At 68.4% G+C, this 16,584-nt stretch carries 12 protein-coding genes; 3 read left to right on the top strand and 9 right to left on the bottom strand.

From position 1 onward, the window contains the following. Entirely contained in the window at window positions 1-1,428 is a 1,428-nt protein-coding gene (locus HV766_RS28505; RefSeq protein ID WP_175182264.1) for an MFS transporter, read from the top strand. On the opposite strand, the gene HV766_RS28500 is transcribed toward HV766_RS28505, so the two are convergent. After that, window positions 1,406-2,335, bottom strand: coding sequence for a LysR family transcriptional regulator (locus HV766_RS28500; protein ID WP_175182263.1), 930 nt, complete (start codon window positions 2,333-2,335; stop codon window positions 1,406-1,408). The two genes, HV766_RS28505 and HV766_RS28500, sit on opposite strands and share 23 nt — an antisense overlap. A 153-nt stretch (window positions 2,336-2,488) precedes the next feature. Between HV766_RS28500 and HV766_RS28495 the strand changes: the two genes are divergently transcribed. Beyond that, complete coding sequence (locus HV766_RS28495; RefSeq protein WP_175182262.1) at window positions 2,489-5,071, top strand: penicillin G acylase; 2,583 nt, start codon at window positions 2,489-2,491, stop codon at window positions 5,069-5,071. On the opposite strand, the gene HV766_RS28490 is transcribed toward HV766_RS28495, so the two are convergent. Next, complete coding sequence (locus HV766_RS28490; protein ID WP_175182261.1) at window positions 5,043-8,654, bottom strand: ABC transporter ATP-binding protein/permease; 3,612 nt, start codon at window positions 8,652-8,654, stop codon at window positions 5,043-5,045. The two genes, HV766_RS28495 and HV766_RS28490, sit on opposite strands and share 29 nt — an antisense overlap. A gap of 92 nt (window positions 8,655-8,746) precedes the next feature. On the opposite strand from HV766_RS28490, the gene HV766_RS28485 reads away from it, so the two are divergent. Next, a complete protein-coding gene (locus HV766_RS28485) occupies window positions 8,747-9,715 on the top strand; it encodes a LysR substrate-binding domain-containing protein (protein WP_054456528.1) in 969 nt (322 codons plus the stop codon). Between the two features lie 15 nt (window positions 9,716-9,730). Here HV766_RS28485 and HV766_RS28480 read toward each other — a convergent pair whose 3' ends face one another. The 7 genes from HV766_RS28480 to HV766_RS28450 are packed head-to-tail and all read right to left on the bottom strand — an operon-like array spanning window position 9,731 to window position 16,577. After that, window positions 9,731-10,459: a GntR family transcriptional regulator gene (locus HV766_RS28480; RefSeq protein WP_054456529.1), complete on the bottom strand. Its 729-nt coding sequence runs from the start codon at window positions 10,457-10,459 to the stop codon at window positions 9,731-9,733. Beyond that, window positions 10,456-11,985: an AMP-binding protein gene (locus HV766_RS28475; protein WP_119449391.1), complete on the bottom strand. Its 1,530-nt coding sequence runs from the start codon at window positions 11,983-11,985 to the stop codon at window positions 10,456-10,458. Before HV766_RS28475 ends, HV766_RS28480 begins: the two co-directional genes overlap by 4 nt. A 30-nt stretch (window positions 11,986-12,015) precedes the next feature. Then, a complete protein-coding gene (locus HV766_RS28470; protein ID WP_054456531.1) occupies window positions 12,016-13,254 on the bottom strand; it encodes a thiolase family protein in 1,239 nt (412 codons plus the stop codon). Further along, entirely contained in the window at window positions 13,251-13,958 is a 708-nt protein-coding gene (locus tag HV766_RS28465) for an ABC transporter ATP-binding protein (protein ID WP_125472646.1), read from the bottom strand. Before HV766_RS28465 ends, HV766_RS28470 begins: the two co-directional genes overlap by 4 nt. Then, window positions 13,955-14,710 (bottom strand): ABC transporter ATP-binding protein, encoded by a 756-nt coding sequence (locus tag HV766_RS28460; protein WP_175182260.1) that lies wholly within the window; start codon window positions 14,708-14,710, stop codon window positions 13,955-13,957. Before HV766_RS28460 ends, HV766_RS28465 begins: the two co-directional genes overlap by 4 nt. Continuing rightward, a complete protein-coding gene (locus HV766_RS28455) occupies window positions 14,707-15,723 on the bottom strand; it encodes a branched-chain amino acid ABC transporter permease (protein ID WP_175182259.1) in 1,017 nt (338 codons plus the stop codon). Before HV766_RS28455 ends, HV766_RS28460 begins: the two co-directional genes overlap by 4 nt. Then, a complete protein-coding gene (locus HV766_RS28450; protein WP_054456535.1) occupies window positions 15,720-16,577 on the bottom strand; it encodes a branched-chain amino acid ABC transporter permease in 858 nt (285 codons plus the stop codon). The genes HV766_RS28455 and HV766_RS28450 overlap by 4 nt, the downstream gene beginning before the upstream one ends. Window positions 16,578-16,584 lie beyond the last annotated feature (7 nt).

Genomic DNA, 16,584 nt, shown 5'->3' with positions numbered 1-16,584 from the left:
ATGAACGCTGAATTTGCGCTGCAAGCTGAAAAGAACCGCCCCTGGCGCGCCCTCGCTGTGCTGTTGACGGGCAACTTCGTGACGATCCTGGATCTCTTCATCGTCAATGTCGCATTGCCCAGCATCCAGAGCGGCTTGTCGGCATCGGATACCGATTTGCAGCTGATCGTGGTGGCTTACGCTTTGGCTTATGGCTTGTGCCTGATCAATGGCGCGCGTTTGGGCGACCTGTTCGGGCGGCGGCGCTTGTTCCTGGCCGGCATGGGGCTGTTCACCGTGGCTTCGGCGTTATGCGGGGTGGCGGTCACGCCGTGGCAGCTCATCCTGGCGCGCGCCCTGCAGGGCGTGGGGGCGGGCGTGCTGATGCCGCAAGTGCTGGCTTCGATAAGAGTGGTGTTCGAGGGCGAGGCGCGCAGGCGCGCGTTCGGCATCATGGGCGCGGTGCAGGGCGTGGCCGCAAGCATTTCGCAGTTGCTGGGCGGCATGCTCATCACGCTGAATCCGCTGGACTTGGGGTGGCGGCTGGTGTTTCTCATCAACGTCCCGATCGGCATTGCTGCAATGCTGGCGGGGCGGCGGGCGCTTCCCGAATGGCGCGCGCCGGTTCCGACGCGGGTGGACCTGCGCGGCGCGCTTGCGGGCGCTGCCGGGCTGGCCCTGATCCTGGTGCCTGTCATGGAGGGACGAGAGCATGGATGGCCCTGGTGGTCGCTTGCGGGGCCCGCGCTGGCGTTGGGTGTGCTGGCGTATTTCGTCCGCTATGAGAAAGCGCTGGCCCGGCGCGGTGGCGTGCCTGTGCTGGATATGGGGTTGTTTGCCAACCGGCCATTCGTGGCAGGCATAGGCGCGGTGTTTTTCTTTTTTTCAGCCATCAGTTCGTTCTTCTTCGCGTTGACGCTGCTGTTGCAGTTCGGGCTGGGGTTCGCGCCGCTGGCGGCGGGCGCCGTGTTCACGCCCTCGGCGCTGGCGTTCTTTGGCGCGTCGCTTGCCGGTCCGAAACTGGCCACCCGCTATGGACGCGGGGCGCTGCTGTTCGGTGTGCTGGTCTTTACCGCGGGCTTGGCGCTGTCCGCGGTTACCGCCGCCACGCAGCCCCAGAATCTGGCGCTGTTGGTGGCGTCACTGGTGCTGAATGGCGCGGGGCAAGGGCTGGTGATCCCGCTGGCATTCAACGCCATTCTGGGGGCGGTGCAGGAGGAACAGGCCGGCATGGCTTCCGGCATGCTCAGCACCTTGCAAGTCGTCGGGACTTCCGCGGGCGTGGCGGTAGTGGGCGGCGTCATCTTCACGATGCTTGAGGCCGCGGGGAGCTTGCCCGCCAGCGACGGCGCATCGATCTACGGAGGCGCGCTGGCGGCGGCCATGCTTTACAACATTGCGGCTGCGCTGCTCAGCCTCGTCCTTTTCAGGCTGGCGACGCGCCGATAGGCGCCAAGAATCCGTTCCAACATTCCCGGGTGAACTCATACAGCGCATCCTGTGCCGTCAACGGAGTGCGCCCCGCCAGCCGGGCCAGCGCATAGTGCCCCTGGCGCTGCGGGTCGGACGGGATCGGCACTTCGACCAGCAGCCCGGCTTCCTGCTGCTGCCGCGTGACGCAGATCACGCCCAGCAGCAAGGCGTCCGTGCGCAGCGCCAGTTCCACCAGCGCGTCCAGATTCTCGCAGCGGTGGGTGACCATTTGTTCCGGCGCGCCGCCCGGCCCCAGGGTTTCCGCGAGCCGCAGCGAGACTTCCGGGCTGAGAGTGGTGGATGCCATGGGGTACTGGCGGACCTGTTCTATGCCGGGCCGCTTGTGGGCAAGGATGGGATGGCCCTTGCGACACACCAGGCCCGCGCGCAGCGGGGGCAGGGCGCGGGTTTCCAGGTCGGCCGCGTCATACAGCATGCGGGCGTCGCAGACCATGGCGTCGATGCGTTCGTCGCGCAGCATTTCCAGCAAGGCGGCGGTGGCGCCCAGTTCGACGCCCACGCGTACCTGGGGATGGCGCTCTGCCATGTGGGCCAGGAAGGGCGACAGCAGCAGCGATGCGGGCGCCGGGCTCAGGCCGATGGACAGCGTGCCCGATTCGCCGCTGTGCAGTGTTTTCAGTTCGCGCTGCAGCTCCGCTTCTTCGAAGCGCATGCGGCGCGCGCGTTCGGCTACGCAGGCGCCGTAGGGCGTGAGGCGCACGCGACGGGTGCCGCGGTCGAGCAGAGGCAGGCCCAGTTCGGCTTCGAGCGCCTGGATGCTGCGGCTGAGCGCCGGTTGCGACAGGTTGACCGCCTCTGCGGCGCGCGAGTAAGTGCCGTGTTCGACCACCGCCAGCAGGTGTTTGAGTTTCTGGAAATCCATGTCCAAGCCGCATAAATACTATGAAATAAATGCATTGGAATTATAGATAGGCTGTTCGTATCATGGTCCGCAGACGGCGCCCGCAGAGGCGCCGCAAACCGTGCCCGGGACTCGCACCGCGGCGCGGCTCGTCAAATACGGAGACAGATTCGAATGAAGCAGCACTTGTTGTCGGCCGCCATCCTGGCGGCCTGCGCGGCCATGGGCGCCCAAGCCCATGCCCAGGAAGTCCAGCAGCACGCTCAGAAGCAGTCCGAGGCCGCGTTGCGTCCGGCCGGCGCGGCCAGCGGCCAGGTCACGATCCGGCGCGACGGCTATGGCATGCCCCATGTGTACGCCAACACCGTGTACGGCATTTTCTATGGCTACGGCTATGCGGTGGCGCAGGACCGCCTGTTCCAGATGGAAATGGCGCGGCGCAGTACCCAGGGCCGCGTGGCCGAGGTGCTGGGCCAGCCCATGGTGGCGTTCGACAAATCCATCCGCGGCAATTTCTCGCCCGAGCGCATCCAGCGCCAATTGGCCGCGCTGCCCGCATCCGAGCGGCAGATCCTGGACGGCTATGCGGCCGGCATGAACGCCTGGATCGCGCGGGTGCGGGCCGAGCCCGGCAGCCTGATGCCCAAGGAATTCAACGATCTGCGTTTCCAGCCCGCGGACTGGACGGCCTATGACGTGGCGATGGTGTTCGTGGGCACCATGGCCAATCGTTTTTCCGATGCCAACAGCGAGATCGACAACCTGGCGCTGCTGACTGCCCTGAAGGACCAGCATGGCGACGAGCGCGCCATGCAGATCTTCAACCAGCTGCGCTGGATGACCGACAGCCGCGCGCCCACCACCGTGCCCGAGGAAGAGGGCGTGTACCGGCCCGATGGCGCCAAGCCGTCCGCCAGGCTGTCCTATGCGCTGCCGCGCTACGACGGCACGCCGCCCATGCTGGAACGCGTGGCGCGCGATCCGCAGACGCGCGGCGTGCTGGATGAGACGCCCGCGGCCGCGTCGGCGCGCCTGCTGGCGCAGTTCGCGGAATCGGGGCAGCCGGGCATCGCCGGTTTTCCGACCACCAGCAACATGTGGATCGTGGGCCGCGACCACGCCAAGGACGCTCGTTCCATCCTGCTGAACGGGCCGCAGTTCGGCTGGTGGAATCCCGCCTACACCTACGGCATCGGCCTGCACGGCGCGGGTTTCGACGTGGTGGGCAACACGCCGTTCGCCTATCCCAGCATCCTGTTCGGCCACAATGCGCACGTGACCTGGGGCTCGACCGCGGGCTTTGGCGACGACGTGGACATCTACGCCGAAAAGCTCGACCCGAACGACCGCACCCGCTACTTCCACGACGGCGTCTGGAAGACGATGGAAAAGCGCACCGAGCTCATCGAGGTCAAGGATGGGCAGCCGGTGGTGATGGACGTGTACCGCACGGTGCACGGCATCGTCACCAAGTTCGACGACAAGCAGCACGTGGCCTATGCCAAGGCGCGCGCCTGGGAAGGCTATGAGCTGCAATCGCTGATGGCCTGGACCCACAAGGCGCAGTCGCGCAACTGGGACCAGTGGAAGCAGCAGGCGGCGCGCCACGCGCTGACCATCAACTGGTACTACGCCGACGACAAGGGCAACATCGGCTACGCGCACACGGGCTTCTATCCCAAGCGTCGTCCGGGCCATGATCCGCGCCTGCCCGTGCCGGGCACGGGCGAGATGGACTGGGACGGCATGCTGCCGTTCTCGACCAATCCGCAGGTCTACAACCCGCGCCAGGGCTTCATCGCCAACTGGAACAACCAGCCCATGCGCGGTTATCCGTCCACCGACCTGTTCGCCATCGTGTGGGGCCAGGCCGACCGCTACGCCGAGATCGAGACCCGCCTGAAAGCCATGACGGCCAACGGCGGCAAGGTCAGCGCGCAGCAGATGTGGGACCTGATCCGCACCACCAGCTATGCCGACGTCAACCGCCGCCACTTCCTGCCGTATCTGCAGCAGGCGGTGCAGGGCTTGCCGGCGGACGATGCGCGGGCCGGGCTGGTTGCGGGGCTGGCGTCCTGGGACGGCATGGCCACCAGCGACAAGCAGGCCGGCTACTACGACAACGCGGGACCTGCCGTGATGGACGCCTGGCTGCGCGCCATGCTCAAGCGCACGCTGGCCGACGAGATGCCCGCGGACTTCTTCAAGTGGTACAGCGCCACCGGCTATCCGACGCAGGCGGCGCCCGCCACGGGTTCGGTCAACCTGACGGTGGGGGTGAAGGCGCTGTTCAATGCGCTGGCCGGCCGCGATTCGGGCGTGCCGCAGAAGTACGACTTCTTCAATGGCCAGCGGCCGCGGGACGTGAGCCTGGCCGCGCTGGACGATGCGCTGGCGGCCTTGCAGAAGGCCTATGGCCAGGATCCGGCAAGCTGGCGCATACCCGCGCCGCCCATGGTGTTCGCGCCCAAGAATTTCCTGGGCGTGCCGCAGGCGGATGACAAGGCGGTGCTGAGCTTTCCGGCCACGCAGAACCGCGGCACCGAGAACAACATGACGGTGTTCGATGGCAAAGGCGTGCGCGCGGTGGACGTGGTGGCGCCGGGGCAAAGCGGTTTTGTCGCCCCGGACGGCACGCCGTCGCCCCACATCCGCGACCAGTTCGACCTGTACACCAGCTTCGGCAACAAGCGGGTCTGGTTCACGGATGCGGAAGTGCGCGCCAACGCTAAGTCGGTAGAGACGTTGCGCTATTGACGGCGTAGCCGCCCTGGTGGCTGGCCAGGCGCGCATAGACCCCTTGCCGTCTGAGCAACTGGTCGTGCGTGCCGGCCTCCGCCAGCGTGCCGCGATCCAGCACCAGGATCAGGTCGGCATCGCGTATCGTCGACAGGCGGTGCGCGATGACCAGCGTGGTCCGATGGCGCATCAGCACGTCCAGCGCGCCGCGCACCTGCATTTCCGACAAGGTGTCCAGGTGCGAGGTGGCTTCGTCCAGGATCAGCACTGGCGCGTTCTTCAGGAAGGCGCGGGCAATCGAGATGCGCTGGCGCTGGCCGCCGGATAGCTGCATGCCGCGTTCGCCCACGCGCGTCGCCAGACCGTCCGGCAGCGCGCGCACGAAGTCCGCCAGCGCGGCCTGCTCCAGCGCGCGCGCCAAGTCCTCGGGGCTGGCTTCGGGGCGGGCCAGGCGGATGTTGCCTTCCAGCGTATCGTTGAACAGATAGGTGTCCTGCGTCACCAGCGCCACGCGTTCGCGCAGGCCGTCCAGCTGCAGTTCCCGCAGGTCCACGCCATCGAGCTTGACCTGTCCCGCGCGCGGATCCCAGAAGCGCAGCAGCAGGCTGGCCACGGTGCTCTTGCCCGCGCCCGATGCGCCCACCACCGCCACGGTGGCGCCGGCCGGCACCTTGAAGCTCAGGTCGCGCAAGGTGTCCGCGGTCTTGCCTGGATAAGCGAAGCTCACGTGGTCGAAGGCCAGCGACAGGCCGTGGGCGGAGACGGGCGCCGGCAGCGGTCCGTCGGTCACGGGTTCGGGCTCGTTGGCGACCACGTGCAGGCGGCGGGTGGCGGCGATGGTGTCCGCCAATTGCCGGCTGACCTGCGAGATCTCGGAGACTGGCAGGAAGGTCGCCAGGGCGATCAGCACCAGCAGAGGCAGCATGCCGGCCGACAGCGCGCCGGCTGATACCTGTAGCGCGCCCACGACGGCCACCGCCAGGCCACCCAGGCCCATCGCGATTTCAAAGCCCGCGGTCTGGCGCGACAGGTCATCCAGGATGTCCAGGCGGCGCGTGCGGTAATGGTCCGCCACCCGCAGGAATTCATCGCGGCGGCGGCCGGTGGCCTGGAAGGCGGTCAGGTCGGCCAGGCCCTGGATGGTGTCGGTGGTGTGGGCGCTCATCTCGCCCAGCGCCTCGCGCGCCTTGTCGCCCAGCGCGTCGACCTTGCGGCGGCCGCGCACCGGCGATACCAGCGCATAGGCCAGGAAGGGCAGCAGCGCCAGCGCCACCGGCCAGCTGTAGACGCCCAGGAAACCCAGCACCGACAGCGGCACCAGCACCGAGACGATGGCGGGGGCGATGGTGTGGGCGTAGAAGTACTCGACCATTTCCACGTCCTGGGTGGCCAGCGCCACCAGGTCGCCGGAACGGCGCTGCAACAGGTAGGCCGGGGCCAGGCGCTCCAGCTTGTCGTAGAGCTTGACCCGCATGTCGGCCAGCAGCTGGTACGCCATGGCGTGGGCCAGCCAGGATTCGAGCCAGTGGAACAGCGCGGCCAGCGGCGCGGCGACCAGCAGGCCCGCTATCAGGGCCGAGTAGTCGCGGCCGTCGCGGATGGCGGCGACGATCAGCGCGCTGAACACGCCCACGCCGATGTAGGCCGCGACCCGCGCCACGCCCAGCAGGATCGTGGCGGTCAGCGTGCCGCGCCACGGCCGGACCACCGAGAGCAGGGTGCCGAGCGTGGCGCGCCAGCCGACCTGGACCGCGTCTGCGTCCAGCGAGCGCAGGGCCGGGCCTTGCGCGCCGGATTCTTCGCCGGAGGCGTTGCGGTCGGTCGTTTCCGCGGGGACGGCAGCGGCGGAGGCAGGCGATCCCGCCGACGGATTGCGGTGCGCGGCCGCCTGTTCGTGCATCAGGCGGTAGTACAGGCCGTTTTGCCGCATCAGTTCTGCGTGCGGTCCTTCCTCCGCGACCCGGCCCTGGTCCAGCACCAGGCAGCGGTCGGCGCCGATGACGCTGGCCAGGCGGTGGGCCAGGATCAAGGTCGTGCGGCCGGCCATCAGGCGGTCCAGCGCCTGCTGGATCAGCGCTTCGTTTTCCGTATCCACCGACGACAGCGCCTCATCCAGGATCAGGATGGGCGCGTCGCGCAACAGCGCGCGGGCGATCGCCACGCGCTGGCGCTGGCCGCCGGACAACTGCAGGCCGCGCTCGCCGATGCGGGTGGCGTAGCCCTCGGGCAGCGCCATGATGAAGTCGTCGATATTGGCGGCGCGGGCGGCGGCGCGCACCTGTTCGTGGGTGGCGTCGGGGCGGCCCAGCCGCAGGTTGTCGTCGATGGTGCCATGGAACAGCGTGATGTCCTGGCTTACCAGCGCGATGTGCGACAGCAGCGCCTGCGTATCCAGTTCGTTCACGTCATGGCCGCCGATGCGGATGCTGCCGGATTGGGGCAGGCATTCGCGCAGCAGCAGGCGCACGATGGTCGACTTGCCGGCGCCGCTGGGGCCGACCACGCCAACGCGTTCGCCCGCGGCGATCCGGAAGCTCAAGCCCTGGTGGGCGCGGCGCTCGGGGGTGTAGGAAAACGCCACGTTGTCGAATTCGATGGTGGGCGCGAGCCAGCCCGGGGTCTTGCCGCCGGCGGCGGGGGCGGGTGTCAGCGGCTGCGCATCCGTCAGCGCATGGATGCTGGCGGCGGCCGACTGGCCCAGCATGCCCCGGTGCAGTACCGAGCGCAGGTCGCGCAGCGGGCGGAAGATCTCGGTGCCGGCCATCAGCACGATCAGCAGGGCTTCCACGCTCATGTCGCCGTGAGCCACTCGCCAGGCGCCCAGCGTCAGCGCCAGCGCCGCGCCCAGGGCCACGCCCAGGTCGCTGATGCCGCGCGTCAAGAGGCTGACGGAAAGTACCCAGAAGGTGTTGTCGGACAGGCTGCGGGCGCGGGCGGCCAGCCGCTGGCCCCAGGCCTTGCCCTGGCCATAGGACTTCAGCGTGGGCAGGCCCTGCACGGCGTCCAGGAAGTCCTCGCCGAAATCGTTCAGGGACTTGCTGCGGGCCAGGCTGGCGCGGCGGTCCAGCATGTGCACGGCCATGGGGCCGAACAGCGCGAACAGCGCCGCCGCCAGGAACACCAGCGCGGTGGGCACGTCCCAGAACGCGATCACGGCGAAGATGGCGAAGGGCGCTGCGGCGGCGATCGCGACTTGCGGCAGGTACTGGCCGAAGAAGGCTTGCAACTGCTCGACTCCGTCGACCACCGTCAGCATCACGCCGCCCGTGCGCTGGTTGGCGAACCAGGCGGGGCCCAGGCTCACGATGCGGTCATAAAGCCGGGCGCGCAGCGCATGCTGCACGGTGGCGGCGCAGCGGTTGGCCTGCACGGTGCGCCAATGGTCCAGGAAGGCGCGCAGCAGCACCATGGCGGCGGCCCACAGCGCCGGCGCGAGCCAGTCCTGCGACGGTGCGCCATCGAATACGCGGGCCAGCAACTGGCCCAGGAACACGTAACGGGCGATGCCGGCGGCCAGGGCCAGCAGGCCCAGGAAAATGCCGCCCGCCATGCTGGCGCGCAAGCCCGCCGTCAACTGCCAAAGGCGCGAATCGAAATACATAGCAAACTCCTTTCAGTGCTTGCATGGTCCCCGATCCCGCGACCCGGCGATAGCGATAGTTTTTCAATCTAGGGTTGAGCTAGACTTGACCCATGGCCGATCTTCCCAACCACACGCCGCCGCTGGCGGCCCTGCGCGCCTTCGAGGCCGTAGCCCGCCTGGGCAGCCTGAGCCGCGCCGCCGCCGAACTTCACGTGACCAAGAGCGCCGTCAGCCATCAACTGCGGGCGCTGGAGGCGGACCTGGGGGTGGCGCTGCTGCGCCGCGGAGGCACGGTGCGCCGCGCAGAAACCACCGCGGCGGGCGCGGACCTGTTGGCATCCGTGCAACAGGCCTTGACCCTGCTGGAGACCGCCTGCCGCAACGTGCGGGCCTCCGCCCGGGGCAAACGGCGCAATACCCTGAACGTTTCCGCCAACCCGTCGCTGGCCGCCATGTGGCTGGCCCCGCGCATCGGACGCTTCATCGAGCTGCATCCCGGCATCGACATCCAGGTGTACCTGCACGCCAGCCAGGACCCGGCCTGGAAAAGCCAGGACATCGACCTGGCGTTCCTGCACGTGCGCGCCATGGGGCCGCATATCGCCGAGCCCGGCGACATCCCGTTGATGACCGAAACCGTGGTGCCCGTGTGCAGTCCGTCGCTGGTCGATCCGGCCGAGCGCGGCGATCCTGGCGTGTTCCTGCGCCATCGCTGGCTGGAGGAAAAGCACGTCGACAGCCCGGAGACCGACTGGCGAACCTGGAGTCCGCGGCTGGGCCTGGCCGAATCCGACTGGCAGGAACCCATGGTGCTGAGCGGCCTGAGCACGGTCGCCGCAGCCGCGGCTGCCGGGGTCGGCATCGCGCTGGGCCGCGCGCCGCTGATTGACGAGGAACTGGCCAGCGGCCGGCTGGTGCCCCTGGTGCCGCACCTGCGCATGCCGGGCTCCTGGGGCTACGTGATGCGGATCCAGGCCAACCGGCCGATGGACGCCGCCTTGCCGACGCTGGTGGAGTTCCTGGCGGAAGAGGGGCGCAGCACCGGCGCCTGGCAGAACCTGGCGGACGCGGGGCGCTGAGACCGCGCCCGGGCGTCAGTCCGCGCCGCTGCGGCCTCGCGGCGGCTTGCTGATGGTGACCGCCGAGGTGACGATCAGCTCCATCAGGATGTTGCGCGCCAGGTTCTCGGCATAGTCGTTGCGCGCCTCCGCCGTGGCGATGGCGCGCTCCACCGATCCCTCCACGATGGCGTTGATCTGCTGGATGTGCAGCTCGCAGATCTGCACCAGGTCCGGATGGCGCTTCTGGTGGAAGTACAGGAAACGCCGCGCCAGCGTCTGCAGCATGGCGTGGAACTCGGCCGCGTAGCTGTTGCGCGAGGCGGCGCCGATCTGGCTGGTCAGGGTGAAATGCAGGCGCATGTACATGCGCATGTCGTTGACGGCCTTCAGGTCTTCGAGTTCACGGGCCAGTTGCGCCAATTCGGCGCGTTCGCCGTCGTCGGCCCACTGCGCGGCCTGGGCCACGATCAGCCGTTCGATCTCGCGGCGCGCCTGAATGATCTTCAACTGGCCCTGGTAGTCGATCTCGGAGATGAAGATGCCCTGGCGCGGGGCGATTTCCACCAGGCGTTGGAACGCCAGCTTCTGCAGGGCGTCGCGCACCGGCGAGCGGCCGATGCCGACGCGTTCGCTCAGGGTGGTTTCCGACCACTGGCTGCCAGGCGGCAGTTCGCCGGTGACGATCATTTCCTCCAGGGCGCAATAGGCCTTTTCGGTCTGGCTGACAGCGGTGCGGCCAAAGAGGGGGAAAGCTTGGGTCATGGAGTCGGAAGCGCGCGTTGTTGGAGTTCGCGTTTTAACACTTTGCCGGTGCTGTTCTTGGGCAGCTCCTCCAGAAAGACGTAGCGCTTGGGGCGCTTGAAGCGCGCGATGGATTCCAGGCAGAGCCGGTCCAGATCCTGCTCGGAGGCCCGGGCGCCGGGCTTGAGCACCACGAAGGCCAGCACCGACTCGCCCCATTCGGGGTCGGGGCTGCCGACCACCGAGACCTCCTGCACGGCATCGTGGCGCATCAGCGCCTCTTCCACTTCGCGCGGATAGATGTTGGTGCCGCCGCTGATGATGACGTCCTTGGAGCGGTCCTTCAGGTGCAGCAGGCCGCGTTCGTCCAGGATGCCGATATCGCCCGTATGGAGCCAGCCGCCAGCCAGCGTGTCGGCGGTGGCGCGCGGATTGTTCCAGTAGCCCTGCATTACGGTCGGCCCGCTGACGACGACTTCGCCCAATTCGCCAGGGGCTGCCGGCCGGCCGGAGGCCTCGCGGATTTCGACGTCCATGGCCGACTGGATGTACCCCACCGAGCCCAGCAGCGCGTCATCGTTGCGGGCCACGGCGTCGGCGATCTGGACGGCGGACAAGGCCGATATCGACATGGGGCTTTCACCCTGTCCGTAGATCTGCGCCACGCGCGCGCCGTAGCAGGCCACCGCGTCCTTGATGTCTTCGATGTAGAACGGCGCGCCGCCCACGATCAGCGTGCGCAGGCCGGGCGGCGGGCCGCCTGCCTGACGGGCGTGGCGCACCATGCGCTGCACGATGGTGGGGGAGGCGAACAGGCTGACGTTGCGGTAGTGCGTCAGCAGCCCGGACAGTTCTTCTTCGTCCAGGCCGCCGCTGTCGGGCACGATCTGCAAGGCGCCGTGCAGCCAGTACGGAATGCTGTAGAGGCCGCCGCCGTGCGACAGCGGCGCCACGTGGACCATGGCGTCGCCGGGCTGTACCGGCTGCACGTCGGCATAGAAGTTCAGGCACATGCCGACCAGGTTGGCATGGCTGAGCATGACGCCCTTGGGCTTGCCGGTAGTGCCGCTGGTATAGAACAGCCAGGCCAGGTCCTGGGGCGGACGCGTTTCCAGGGGCAAGGGCTGGCCCAGGGCGCCGGCCGCGTATTCTGCCGACTCCACGTCCACCACGCGCGTCGCTGGCAAGCTGCGGGCGACGGGCGCCAGCGCCTGCAGCAATTCGCCTTGCGACAGGCACAGGCGCGCATCGCTGTCGCGCAGGATGTATTCGAGTTCGTTGGGATGCAGTTTGGCGTTGACCGGCACGGCGCAGAGGCCGGCGTGCCAGATGGCCAGCATCGATTCGATGTAGCTGGGGTGGTTGCGCAGCGCCAGCATGACGCGCTGGCCGGGCAAAAGGCCCAGCGGGCCGCGCAGCCAGCCGGCCAGCGCCTGCACCCGGGCCTGAAGCTGGGCGTAGCTGAGGGGATCGCGGGTGCCGGCGGCCAGCGCGGGCTGATCGGCGTAAATAGTGGCGCTGCGGTGAAAGAGAGAGCTGAGATGCATGGCGGTCTCTGGGTTGATGGGGGGCGCGGATCAGCGGCCAAGCAGGGTGATGCAGGTCACCGCCTCTTCCACGCCGTTGAAGCCGCCGCCGTTCTCGGCGATGGCGAAGCGCGCGCCTTCGACCTGGCGAGCGCCGGCTTCGCCGCGCAGCTGGATCACCATTTCGTGGACTTGCGCCAGCCCGGTCGCGCCGATGGGGTGGCCGCGCGACAACAGGCCGCCGGACACGTTGATGGGGATGCGGCCGCCCAGGCTGGTGGCGCCGGACTCGGCCATCGGTCCGCCTTCGCCGAAGGCGCAGAAGCCCAGCGCCTCGGTCTGCTGGATCTCGGCGAAGGCGGTGGCGTCGTGCACTTCCGCCAGCGACATGTCCTGCGGGCCGACGCCGGCGCGCTCGTAGGCCTCGAGCGCGGCCAGATGGCACAGGTGCCGGTCGTAGCGGTCGGCCGGGCGGTCGGTGGCGGTGCGCAGCACGCTGGCGTACAAGCGCACGGCGCGGGCGCGTTGCAGGCGCTTCAAGCCCTGGGCGTTGCAGACGATGGCGGCGGCCGCGCCGTCGCTGATGGGGGCGCACATGGGCAGGGTCAGCGGCCAGGACACGGGCCGGGCGGCCAGGGCCTCGTCTATCGTCATGGGGTACTGGAACTGGGCCAGCGGATTGCGGGTGGAATGCATGTGGTTCTTGGCGGCCACGGCGGCAAGCTGGCGCTGGGTGGTGCCGAAGGTCTTCATGTGCAGCCGCGCCAGGCTGGCGTAGATGTCCATGAACACGCTGCGTTTGCCCGGCTCTTCGAAGCCGGGCGGGGGCGTCACGTCGGGAGCCAGCGCCATCAGGCGCGCCATCTGCGCCGGCGCGTCATGCACGTCCCAGGCGCCGTCGAACACGGCGAAGCTCTTGGCCTTGTCCTCGGAAAACAGCTTGTCCACGCCCACGGCCAGGCAGATGTCGCCCGCGCCCGAGGCTACGTACAAGTGCGCGGCGTTCAACGCGGTGCTGGAGCTGGCGCAGGCATTCTCCACGTTGACGACGGGGATGCCGGCGATGCCCATGGCCTTCAGCGCAACCTGGCCGGCCACCATGTATTGGCCTTCGATGGAACCCTGGCCAGCGGTGGCGAAATAGGCCGCCTGCAGGTCGGCGGCGTCGCAACCCGCGTCGGCCAGCGCCTGCGTGACCGCGTCGCGCACCAGGTCCTTGACGCTTTTGGCCGGCTGCTTGTCGAAGCGGGTGATACCCACGCCCGCGATGTAGGTGGTGTCGTTGCTCATGCTTGGATGCCCGTGGTGAGGATGGATTCGATGATGTGGCGGTCGGCCTGGACTTCCGCGGCCGATCCGCTCCAGGCGATTTCGCCGTGGTCCAGCACGTACTGGCGGTGCGCCAGGCGGGCAGGCACCTTCAGGTTCTGCTCGACCAGCACGATGCCGGTGCCCTGACGGTGGACTTCGGCGAAGACCTCGATCAGTTCGTTGACGATGCGCGGCGCCAGCCCCTCGGTCGGCTCGTCCAGCAGCAGGACGCGCGGATTGCCCAGCAGGGCGCGCGCGATCGACAGCATCTGCTGTTCGCCGCCGGATAGCTGGTCGCCATGGAAGCCTATGCGTTCGCCCAGCCGCGGAAAGACCTGCAGCACCCGGTCCTGCGTCCAGTAGCCGGGCTGGTGCGCCAGTGCGCCCATGCGCAGGTTTTCGCGCACCGTCAGGTTGGGGAAGATGCGGCGCGTGTCGGGCACCAGCGCGATCCCGTCGCGGCTGATCTGTTCGACGGCGCGGCGCGTGGCGTCCTGGCCGGCGATCAGGCGGTTGCCGGCGGACAGCGGCAGCAGCCCGATCAGCGTCTTGAGCACGGTGGACTTGCCAGCGCCGTTGCGCCCGACGATGGCGACGATCTCGTCCTGGGCCGCGCGCACGCCTATGTTCTTGAGCGCCAGCGCCTGGCCGTAGTGCACGCTGGCATGTTGCAGTTCGATCATGCCGCCACCTCCTCGCCCAGATAGACGGCGCGCACGGTGGCGTCGTCGCGGATGGCGGCCGGCGGTCCCTCGGCCACCTTGCGGCCGTTGGACAGCACCACGATGTGTTCGGACAGCGTCATGATCACGTCCATGTTGTGTTCGATCAGCAGCACCGTGCGGCCGTCGGCGGCGTGGCGGATCAGGCGGGTGGCGGCGGCTATCTCATGGTGGCCGACGCCGGCCAGCGGTTCGTCCAGCAGCAGGATGCGCGGGTCCGGCAGCAGCGTCAGGCCCAGCTCCAGCGCGCGCTGCAAGCCGTAAGACAAGGTACCCGCCACGGTGTCGCGCCATGCCGTCAGGTCGGTCAGTTCCAGCATGGCGTCGATGGTGGACGCCAGGCGGCGGTCGTAGCGCGGCGCCAGCCAGAACGGCAGCAGATGCGAGTGGCTGATCTGCGCGGCGATGCGCAGGTTCTCCAGCACCGTCATTTCAGGAAAGATCTTGGTGATCTGGAAGCTGCGGCCGATGCCATGCCTGGCGCGCTCATGGGCCCGCAGGCGCGAGATGTCCGCGCCGTGGCACAGGATGCGCCCGCCATGTCCGGGCAGGTTGCCGGACAGCACGTTGAGCAGGGTGGTCTTGCCCGCGCCATTGGGGCCGATCAGGCCGTAGACGCGGCCGGTTTCGAAGGCGTAGCTGAAGTCCTCGATGGCGCGCAGCGCGCCGAAGGTGACGCTGACCTGTGCGCATTGCAGTGCGATATCGCTCATGACGGGCTCCCTTCGCGCGGCGCCAGCGGCACGGCGGGCGCGGGTGGACTGGCGGGGGCGGGCGCCGCGGGGCGCTTGCGGCTCCAGCGGGCCTGCAGCGCGCCCAGCACTCCTTGCGGGAAGTACAGCGTGGCCAGGATGAAGACCAGGCCCAGGATGCCGTACCAATAGGGCGTCCAGCCGCTGAGCCATTCCTTCAGCGCCTCGAACAGCAGCACGCCGGCCACCGGCCCCCACAGGGTGCCGGCGCCGCCCAGCAGGGTCATGATGATGACGTCGCCGGAGGTGGTCCAGTGCAGCATCTGCGGGTTCATGTACATCAGCACCGCGGCCAGCAGTCCGCCCGCCAGGCCGCCGATCGCGCCGGACACGAGGAAGGTGATCTGTTTCAGGCGCTGCACGTTGTAGCCTAGCTGGGCGGAGCGGATCTCGTTCTGGCGCACGCCCGCGACCGCGCGGCCGAATGGCGAAGCGCGCAGCATCGCCATCAGCGCCATCACCAGGGCGAACACGGCGGCGACATACCAATAGAAGTTCACGGTATCGAAGAAGTCTATCCCCGCGAGTTCCGGCCGGCCGATGCCGGGCAGGCCGTCGGCGCCGCCGGTCCATTCGCGCAACTTGCTGTCGGCCAGGATGTACATGAGCTGCGACAGCGCCAGCGTGACCAGGGCGAAGAAGATCCCCGAGACCCGCAGCGCGAACACGCTGAAGATCCAGGCGCAGGCCGCGCCCGCCACGACGGCCAGCGCCAGCCCGGCCTCGAACGGCAGGCCGTAGCGCTGGGTGGCCAGCGCCAGCGCGTAGCCGCCGGTGCCCAGGAAGGCCGCGTGGCCGAAGGACACCATGCCCAGCAGGCCGAACACCAGGTCGAAACCCACGGCGAAGATGGACCACACCATGATCAGGATGGTCAGGTTCAGGAGAAAGTCGTTTTGCGTGCAGAAGGGCACCGCGATCACCGCGGCGGCCACGCCTGCCGCGATGGCGGCATCTTGGCGGGAAGTCGTCATGCCAGCCTCGCTTGGCGGGAGAACAGTCCTTGCGGACGGGTGAGCAGGGTGGCGATCAGCATGGCGAACGTCAGGATGTCGACCCAGCTGGGCATGAAGGTGTAGCCCACCGCACGCACCATGCCGATCAACAGCGACGCCGCGACCACGCCGCGGATATTGCCCAGCCCGCCCAGGATCACCACGATGAAGCAGTCGATGATGGTGTTGGTGGCCATGCCCAGCTCTATCGGGAACAACGGCGCGGAGATGGCGCCGGCCAGCCCGGCCAGCGCCGCGCCCACGCCGAACACCGCGCTGCGGATGGTGGCGGCCGGCAGGCCCAGGATGCGCACCATTTCGCCGTCGCTGCTGGCCGCGCGCACCAGCATGCCGAAGGTGCTTTTCTCCAGCACGAAGAACAGCGCGGCCGACACCAGCAGGCCGAAGACGATGACGAACAGGCGGTAGACGGGGATGGTGCTGCCGGCCAGTTCGACCGTGCCCGCCAGCAGCGCCGGCATCGGCGTTTCCTGGTAGCCCAGGCCCCAGACGAACTTCACGGCCTCGCTGATGACGAGGATGAAGCCGAAGGTCAGGATCAGTTGATAGAAGTGCGGGCGGTTGTACAGCGGTCGCAGGGCCAGCCGTTCCATCGCCACGCCGACGAGGCCGACGCCCACCGTTGCCACGACCAGCCCGGCGATGAAGGAACCGGTGCGCAGCTGGATGTCGAAGGCCAGGTAGGCGCCCAGCATGTACAGCGCGCCATGGGCGAAGTTGATGACGCCCAGCATGCCGAAGATAAGCGTAAGGCCGGACGCCAGCAGGAACAGCAGCATTCCCAGGCTCAGGCCGATGATCACGGTGGACATGGCAAAA

It is taken from the genome of Achromobacter aegrifaciens (genome assembly GCF_902859735.1).
GTDB lineage: Bacteria > Pseudomonadota > Gammaproteobacteria > Burkholderiales > Burkholderiaceae_B > Achromobacter > Achromobacter aegrifaciens.
This window is presented reverse-complemented; position numbering and strand designations above follow the sequence as displayed.

Coding starts and splice junctions, on each gene's coding strand:
- HV766_RS28505 (WP_175182264.1), top strand. CDS start 1: ATGAACGCTGAATTTGCGCTGCAAGCTGAAAAGAACCGCCCCTGGCGC.
- HV766_RS28500 (WP_175182263.1), bottom strand. CDS start 2,335: ATGGATTTCCAGAAACTCAAACACCTGCTGGCGGTGGTCGAACACGGC.
- HV766_RS28495 (WP_175182262.1), top strand. CDS start 2,489: ATGAAGCAGCACTTGTTGTCGGCCGCCATCCTGGCGGCCTGCGCGGCC.
- HV766_RS28490 (WP_175182261.1), bottom strand. CDS start 8,654: ATGTATTTCGATTCGCGCCTTTGGCAGTTGACGGCGGGCTTGCGCGCC.
- HV766_RS28485 (WP_054456528.1), top strand. CDS start 8,747: ATGGCCGATCTTCCCAACCACACGCCGCCGCTGGCGGCCCTGCGCGCC.
- HV766_RS28480 (WP_054456529.1), bottom strand. CDS start 10,459: ATGACCCAAGCTTTCCCCCTCTTTGGCCGCACCGCTGTCAGCCAGACC.
- HV766_RS28475 (WP_119449391.1), bottom strand. CDS start 11,985: ATGCATCTCAGCTCTCTCTTTCACCGCAGCGCCACTATTTACGCCGAT.
- HV766_RS28470 (WP_054456531.1), bottom strand. CDS start 13,254: ATGAGCAACGACACCACCTACATCGCGGGCGTGGGTATCACCCGCTTC.
- HV766_RS28465 (WP_125472646.1), bottom strand. CDS start 13,958: ATGATCGAACTGCAACATGCCAGCGTGCACTACGGCCAGGCGCTGGCG.
- HV766_RS28460 (WP_175182260.1), bottom strand. CDS start 14,710: ATGAGCGATATCGCACTGCAATGCGCACAGGTCAGCGTCACCTTCGGC.
- HV766_RS28455 (WP_175182259.1), bottom strand. CDS start 15,723: ATGACGACTTCCCGCCAAGATGCCGCCATCGCGGCAGGCGTGGCCGCC.
- HV766_RS28450 (WP_054456535.1), bottom strand. CDS start 16,577: ATGTCCACCGTGATCATCGGCCTGAGCCTGGGAATGCTGCTGTTCCTG.